A 7582-nucleotide genomic window follows, 5' to 3' on the forward strand; every position below is an offset into this window, starting at 1 on the left:
CTTGAAACATCGTTCAGGTGGCGGCATCGATTCCTAGCGCTACCATCAGCACTGAAGGCGAGCAAACTAGAAGGTATTATCGAGGCTGACGAAACACTTTTTCCCTACTCAGAGAAAGGCTCAAAACGGATGACTCGTCAGCCCCGCAAAAGAGGGATGAAAGCGAAAAAACGAGGGCGTTCAAAAGATGACTGGGTGCCCGTTTTAACGGTCAGAGACAGAGCCAAGAATACGTATGAGGCCGTTGTGCCAAGTGTTACATCGGCAACTCTGCATAAGGAGCTAGCAGGAAAATTAGAGAAAGACAGTGTGTTATGTAGTGATGGATATAAGCCCTACATAGCTCTTTCTGAGAAAAATGATTTAATACACAAGCGCTTAGACGTGGCGGGAGGTGTTAAGGTGATAGATAAAGTCTTTCATATTCAAAATGTTAACGCCTATCACAGTCGTCTGAAAGCGTGGATAAAACGGTTTCACGGAGTAGCCACAAAATACCTAGAACATTACCTTGGTTGGTTCAGGTTTATGGATAACCCAGAAAACCTTAACGGAAACAGGCTCTTTTCGATTCAACAACAGTTAATCAGAACATAGCCTTTATCTATATGTGCCAGTATTTTCTGAATAACGTGTATATCTATAATACAAGCGATGATGCTTACATTGTGGTTCTCGCATTTTTCGCATTCGGTAATGTCTATATTGAATACCCGCTTTAACCGCTGTGCCCATGACATAGCCCTTGCATGGTAAGGTTTATCTGATTGCCCATCTTTTTGATTGACAATTTTCGGGCTGTTTTTGCCTCTCTGTGACGCAGTAATTTGTGCTCTTAGATTGCTGTTGGGAGCAAATACCCCATAAAATCGGGTGAGATTTAGTCTTGGCGGTGGAATGAGGGCCACTAGTTTGCCAATAAAGTCGAGCGGTTCAAAGAATACATGTGTTGTGCCGTCTCGATAGGGTGTTTTTAATTCATAGCGCACTTTTCCATGGTCAGTCATACTTAAACGCTGTTCACTAATCGCTGGGCGGCTGATGTAGCGACATAGTCTTTCTAACTTCTCTGGCTCATCGGCATTAGCGAAGACCCCTGCGTGTAAGGAAAAACCTGAGGTATTGGCTAACTGACCATATTCGCCTTCATTGCTGGCAGGGAGTGTCTGTAGTGTAAACACCTTTTGACCTTGTTGTGGTCCCATGGCAATCCGATAGCTGACGGAGGCCCCTTGCAACTGCAATAGACTATCTTCATCATCAATAGGTAAGTTAAGAAAACTGTTTTCTATGTCGCGCTCCACTAACCCCACTTTCTCCAAATAGTTGGCAATTCGATAGCTAATGGTGTGAACTAGCTCCACCATGTCGCTATGGGACGGCGCTTTGATGCGGGTAAAAGTCGTACCACCCCATGGATTTTCACTTATTGCACCTTCTAAGAACAACATGTGGAAATGGATGTTTAGATTGAGGGCGCTACCAAATCGCTGAATAAGGGTAACAGCCCCAGTTTTCGATTGTTTGTTGGTAAAGCCGGCCTTGTTCACAATGTGCGTGGAAATGGCGCGGTGAATGATTTGCATCACTTTGCTCAATTCACTTGGGTTTCTTGCTAGCAGTAATCGAAGTGGAATAGGTAAGCTTAAGACCCACTGACGAATTGGATAACCAAGTAATACGTCATCTACAAGTAGCGCTGCACTTTCTGCCATTCTTCTGGCTCCGCAGCTAGGACAGAAACCTCTGCGTTTACAGCTAAAAGCGACTAACTTTTCATGCTTGCAGTCATTACACACCACGCGTAAAAAGCCGTGCTCTAGTCGTCCACAACGCAAGAAATCATCAAACTCACGCTCAACATAATTGGGTAAATACTTGCCTTGGTCGGCTAGGTTTGCGGTAAAGTCTGGGTAGTAACGTTCAACCAATTGATAGAGTAGCGTTGTTTCTGGTCGATGGCGCTTGTATGTTTCACTTTGTTGTAATGCCAACACACTCCTTCATCCCTGAATTGTGTACCGACAAGTGTGGCAAAAAAAGACCTAACTTACGACTGGTTGAATGTCCGGTTTGGATGTTTTTTGTCAGTCAACTAAAACCGCAAACAACTCATTAAATGTCGAATTTTCACTCACTTCTCAGTGCCCAGAAGCGAATCATGCAGACGCTGGAACATCACTCTGATGGCAGACAGAACACAACCATCACTTGGACAAGCCTCTGCGGACACTGCGGTAGCGGAGCGTGCAACATTTACATAATGCCATGTCCCAGTATGCTTATATTTAGCCTGTTTGCGCACGGTATCTGGCCAGCCACATAACTGGGGGAAGGTTTTCGCTTTAGCACCGTACCTAGGTGTTGCTTTCGCCACCAACGCATCAATACTAAAACGCACAGGGTCACTCACTTGCTGGTAAGCCAGATCGCAAATTTTCGCATGCGTAGAATAATTAAAGGCATGCACTGGCCAACTGACCATCAACACCAAAAGGAAAGCGAGGCGAGACACTAGAACCACCTAATCATTATTATAAGTGGATCTCATTCTGATACAGACACCAAGTCTTGTGAAGCCATCAACGTGATAAATCACAGAATATTGACCTGCCATTTTTAACGCTCGGCGCTTAACAACGCCAGTCAGATTTTAAGCCACGCTGGACGAGTTAAAAATTCACGCTGTGCCGCAAGCACTTCGTCCTTATGCTCCTTGGTAATGTAGGGGCGCTCCAATGAGAAAACCTGATAAATACCACTTAGCAGCATTTCTTGGGAAATATCCTGAGTATCACCGGCCATTAAGTTGCAATGCAAAAAAGAAAACCAAGATGTCACAACAATCCAAATATTAAGCGCTAGATCTTCAGCCTCTTCCTGACTGATACGAAGTACTCCGGCCTCATTAAGTGCAAGCAAAATACGATAGATCTGTGCCAAGCAATGTTGAAAGAAGTCTCGATAACGACGGTGCAATGATGGGTCTGCACTGAGCAATGATTCCATGTCTCTGTGCATAAATCGGTATTCCCACAGTCCCTTAAACGTCTCCATTAAGTACCTCAGCTTATCGGACGTAGAAATCCCGCGCTCTTCAGGCAGCTGAAGTACTGTCATTACTCGATTTTCGTAGTGAGTAAACAGCTCAAAAATAATCGCCTGCTTATTTTTGAAGTGGTAATACAGATTACCCGGCGAAATTCCCAAGTGTGCGGCGATGTGATTAGTAGTGACATTGCGCTCTCCTTGGTCATTAAAGAGGACCAAACTGGCTTCAATTATTCGATCTCTCGTGCCCATACGACGAATAACTCCAAGATAATTCAGACGGCATGTTTGCGATATAACCTACTTCACAACCAACAAAACCATACACATAGTACGCTAACGTGCCGCATTTTACGTCAAATCCAATGCTTTTACGGTCTTTCTAGGCATCACCTATTGACGTTTTAGAGTAATAAATCTAATAATGCAAATACGATTGTCCTACAACACCCGGCTAGCACCAAACTAACCAGAACACAGGCCAGACAACAGGAGCTCAATATGGTTGCCACAGTGACACAACTGCATTCACCAGCGCAGGAGATTGAACGCCTTCAATCCTTATTCGCGAAGCAGAAAGCGGCTTTTAGGCACACCCCTATGCCAACGGCTAAGGCCCGTATTGAACAACTAAACAAGCTAAAAGCAGCGGTTATACGACACCAAGACTCCATTGCTAGTGCAGTCAATGAAGATTTTAGCTGCCGCGCCAAAGATGAAACCCTGATCGCTGAAATCATGATCACGGTACAATCACTAAATTACATGATCAAAAACGTGCGTAAATGGATGCGTCCGTCACGCCGTCATGTAAGTGCATTATTTGCTCCGTCATTTAACCAAGTGGTTTACCAACCACTCGGCGTTGTCGGCATTATGGTGCCTTGGAATTACCCAATCCAACTGGCCATCGTACCGCTCGCCACCGCGATTGCCTCGGGCAACCGAGCCATGATCAAGATGTCGGAATTTACCCCAGCCGCCAACGCGGTAATCAAAGATCTGCTGGCCGAAGTTTTTGACGAAGAGCATGTCGCCGTAATTGAAGGCGAAGTTGAAGTCTCCACCGTCTTTTCTGAAACCCCTTGGGATCATTTAATATTTACTGGCTCCACCGCTGTGGGTAAGCACGTCATGGCTGCCGCCGCGAAAAACCTAACCCCGGTGACGCTAGAGCTCGGCGGAAAATCTCCCGCGATTATTGCCCCAGGTGCCAATATGGATGACGCGGTTGAGCGCATCTGCTTTGGTAAAGCTGTCAACGCCGGGCAAACCTGCATAGCACCCGATTATATTTTGCTCCCAAAAGGCAAAGAGAAAGAGTTTATTGCCAAGTACAATCAAACCTTTGCACGCTTGTACCCAACACTTCGTGACAACGATAATTACACCGCCATCATAAATGACCGCCAATATGAACGGCTCGTTACTTGGCTCAAAGATGCAGAAGATAAGGGCGCAAGCATTACTCAAATTAACCCGGCGGACGAAAACTTCTCCGGAACGCGCAAAATGCCGCTGCATATTGTCGAGAACGGAACCGACAACATGACCATAATGCAGGAAGAGCTATTTGGTCCCATTTTGCCGATCGTGCCATATGAGTCATTCGACGCCGCGCTTAAGTACATTAATGACCGCGAGCGCCCCCTCGCATTGTATTTATTCAGTTATAATCGTGATCTAGAGCAACAAGTGCTTGAACAAACCCATGCAGGCGGCGTATCAGTCAATGATACTCTCATGCACATTGCTCAAGACGATATGCCATTTGGTGGCGTTGGCCCGTCTGGTATGGGCCACTACCATGGTAAAGAAGGCTTTGTATCGTTATCCAAAGCCAAAGGTGTGCATCGGAAAGGCCGCTTCAATAGTGGACGTTTTATTTATCCACCCTATGGCACCGGCATACAAAAATTGATTTACAAATTTTTTATCCGTTAAATGCGATAATGAGTGTACTTGCCGTAAATTTAAAAGCGCGGACGGCCAAATACAAAGGCACACCACAGAAACTCTAAGTGCTATCGGTTTAACATTTATAAGGCATTTTAAAGACATGAAATGCCGTAGACATGATTCTTGGTGAATCTTTCATCCTTGAGGACAACAAACAGATGAAATTTGATTACATTATCGTTGGCGCGGGAGCAGCTGGTTGTGTATTAGCCAATCGCCTCTCAGAAGACCCCAACAATAAAGTGTGCCTTATCGAAGCAGGCCCAGCCGACAACAGTATTTTTATTAAAGTACCCGCTGGTATCATTTTCATGATGCGCTCGCTCACTCGCAACTGGCGTTACTGGACAGAACCGCAAAAAGCACTCAATAACCGCAAAGTGTTTATCCCTCGCGGCCGAACCTTAGGTGGCTCTTCCGCGGTGAATGCAATGTGCTACACGCGCGGGCATAAGTGGGACTTCGATCACTGGGAATCCTTAGGCAACAAAGGTTGGGGCTACGACGACGTACTGCCAATTTTTAAACGCAGCGAACACTACGAACCGGGCGCAAATGAATTTCATGGCGTCGGCGGCCCAATCAACATCGCTGATTTACAATCGCCTTTAGAAGTCAGTAAAGCCTTTGTCGATGCCGGTGTTGAAGCAGGCTATCCAGCGACTGACGATCTAAATACAGATAAACCTGAAGGTGTCAGTTTATTCAAAGTGTTCCAGAAAAATGGCGAACGCTTTGGCGCTGCACGTGGCTACCTTCACCCGGTAATGAGTCGTCCAAATCTCACCGTAATGACTGGCGTCACCGTCAACAAAGTTCTGTTTGACGGTAAGCGAGCGACCGGCGTTGAAATTCTACAAAAACGCAAAAAAGTAACGCTAGAAGGTGCCGAGATTATTTTATCCGGTGGTGCCATTAACTCACCGAAGCTGCTGAAACTGTCCGGCGTTGGCCCCAAAGACGAACTTGAAAAGCACGGTATCCCTCTCGTACATGAATTACCTGGCGTCGGCGAAAACTTACAAGACCATCCGGACATCTTGGTGGTTCAAAAAAGTAAGCGTTCAGACACGATTGCCATCACACCTGGAGTGTTGTTCCTGAAAGGGCCCGTCGCTTTATACAATTATATTTTCAAAAGAACCGACCTCCTGACATCAAACGTTGCAGAGTCAGGCGGTTTTATTAAGTCACGTCCTGAGGAAGAAATTCCTGACATTCAATTCCATATGAGTAGCGTGCGCTTAGATAACCACGGTCTGAATTTATCCTTTACCTTTGGCTACGGTTATTCGGGTCACGCTTGTGTGTTGCGCCCAAAAAGCCGAGGCACTCTTAAACTAAAAGATGCTAACCCAAACAGTCACCCACTGATTGATCCTAATTTATTGGATCACCCTGATGACTTTGAAGGCATGGTGCGAGGTGTTAAAGCCGTGCGTAACATCTTTGCGCAAAAAGCATTCGATTCATGGCGCGGCGATGAAATATTTCCGGGTAACCACGTGCAAAGTGATGAAGAAATTCGCGAATTTATTCGTCAAAAAGCAGACAACATTTATCACCCTGTTGGCACCTGTAAAATGGGACACGACGACATGGCGGTAGTGGATGACACACTCAAAGTACATGGTATGGAAGGGTTGCGAGTGGTCGACTCCTCTATCATGCCAACCTTGGTAGGTGGTAACACGACAGCGCCGACCATTATGATTGCCGAAAAAGCCTCTGATATGATCTTGGGCTGATTACCCAACGTATGACATATAGTACGGCGTAGCGGCCTATTTAGGCCGCTACCTTTTTTAACGACAAACTTAGATCAAACTTCGAATTACCTCAACGGCGATAGGCACCGAAATTACTTTCAGCCCGACCGTTTACCTGTCATACCTCTCCCCCACTGTAAAACACCAGCATAAACCCACTACTGGCACCTCACGACAACCTGTAACAAACCTTTCGCTATTTCCTGTTACTATCAAGACCCTGTTATCTTGAAAACAATGCGTTACCCTAAAAACAATGCGCTACCTTAAAAACAGTGAATGACCACAAATACAGTGATACGCAGGTATTATAATGAAGCACTGCATACTACTCATTTTCACATTGGCATGTATAAGCGGCTGTACTGGCGTGCGCTTTAATGAACGTGAACGCTTAGCCGAACGAGTATAAGACGGATTAAAGCTATTTTCTACCCCCTATGACAGTTGTCTTTTTGACTAGATTGGTTTGTTGAATTATCGAATTGTGGGAGTATTTTAAGGCGTGTTAGTTTGCAATGTCTTGCGACGATAGGCCTTTGGTGCAGGAAATGGGGGGTGAAGCGCGAATAGCCCCACCATTTACTAGCGTTTTTCTTTACTCTTGCAGCAGTAAATGGAGCCTACGCCCCAAAATTGAAGTCACGTTGAATAGTGAAATCGTTTGTGTATTGTTCATCAGGTGGTGCACGCAAATGTGGCAATAGCTTTGTTTGTTTAGAAGTTGGGTGCTTTTTATCTATATGTGCCAGTATTTTCTGAATAACGTGTATATCTATAATACAAGCGATGATGCTTACATT

At 45.4% G+C, this 7582-nt stretch carries 5 protein-coding genes and 2 pseudogenes; 3 read left to right on the forward strand and 4 right to left on the reverse strand.

The features are described 5' to 3' along the window. Nucleotides 1-597, forward strand: a pseudogene (locus L1272_RS22200) (IS1595-like element ISAma5 family transposase); the annotation flags it as partial. On the opposite strand, the gene L1272_RS22205 reads toward L1272_RS22200, so the two are convergent. The 3 genes from L1272_RS22205 to L1272_RS22215 all read right to left on the reverse strand — a co-directional run bounded on the left by L1272_RS22205 (nucleotide 573) and on the right by L1272_RS22215 (nucleotide 3303). Next, nucleotides 573-1997, reverse strand: coding sequence for a transposase (locus L1272_RS22205; RefSeq protein ID WP_420207656.1), 1425 nt, complete (start codon nucleotides 1995-1997; stop codon nucleotides 573-575). The pseudogene L1272_RS22200 and the gene L1272_RS22205 overlap by 25 nt on opposite strands. 137 nt (nucleotides 1998-2134) lie before the next feature. Beyond that, entirely contained in the window at nucleotides 2135-2515 is a 381-nt protein-coding gene (locus L1272_RS22210) for a S1/P1 nuclease (RefSeq protein ID WP_235374308.1), read from the reverse strand. 131 nt (nucleotides 2516-2646) lie between these two features. Continuing rightward, entirely contained in the window at nucleotides 2647-3303 is a 657-nt protein-coding gene (locus L1272_RS22215; protein ID WP_235374309.1) for a TetR/AcrR family transcriptional regulator, read from the reverse strand. A gap of 249 nt (nucleotides 3304-3552) precedes the next feature. Here L1272_RS22215 and L1272_RS22220 point away from each other — a divergent pair, with 249 nt between their 5' ends. Beyond that, nucleotides 3553-4995, forward strand: a complete 1443-nt coding sequence (locus tag L1272_RS22220; RefSeq protein WP_076923034.1) for a coniferyl aldehyde dehydrogenase — start codon at nucleotides 3553-3555, stop codon at nucleotides 4993-4995. A gap of 131 nt (nucleotides 4996-5126) precedes the next feature. Further along, entirely contained in the window at nucleotides 5127-6758 is a 1632-nt protein-coding gene (locus L1272_RS22225) for a GMC family oxidoreductase (RefSeq protein WP_235374310.1), read from the forward strand. Between the two features lie 644 nt (nucleotides 6759-7402). Here L1272_RS22225 and L1272_RS22230 read toward each other — a convergent pair. After that, nucleotides 7403-7582: pseudogene (locus tag L1272_RS22230) on the reverse strand (IS91 family transposase); the annotation flags it as partial.

It is taken from the genome of Pseudoalteromonas sp. PAST1 (assembly GCF_021532515.1).
In the GTDB taxonomy this organism is placed as follows: domain Bacteria; phylum Pseudomonadota; class Gammaproteobacteria; order Enterobacterales; family Alteromonadaceae; genus Pseudoalteromonas; species Pseudoalteromonas simplex.

Coding starts and splice junctions, on each gene's coding strand:
- L1272_RS22215 (WP_235374309.1), bottom strand. CDS start 3,303: ATGGGCACGAGAGATCGAATAATTGAAGCCAGTTTGGTCCTCTTTAAT.
- L1272_RS22220 (WP_076923034.1), top strand. CDS start 3,553: ATGGTTGCCACAGTGACACAACTGCATTCACCAGCGCAGGAGATTGAA.
- L1272_RS22225 (WP_235374310.1), top strand. CDS start 5,127: ATGATTCTTGGTGAATCTTTCATCCTTGAGGACAACAAACAGATGAAA.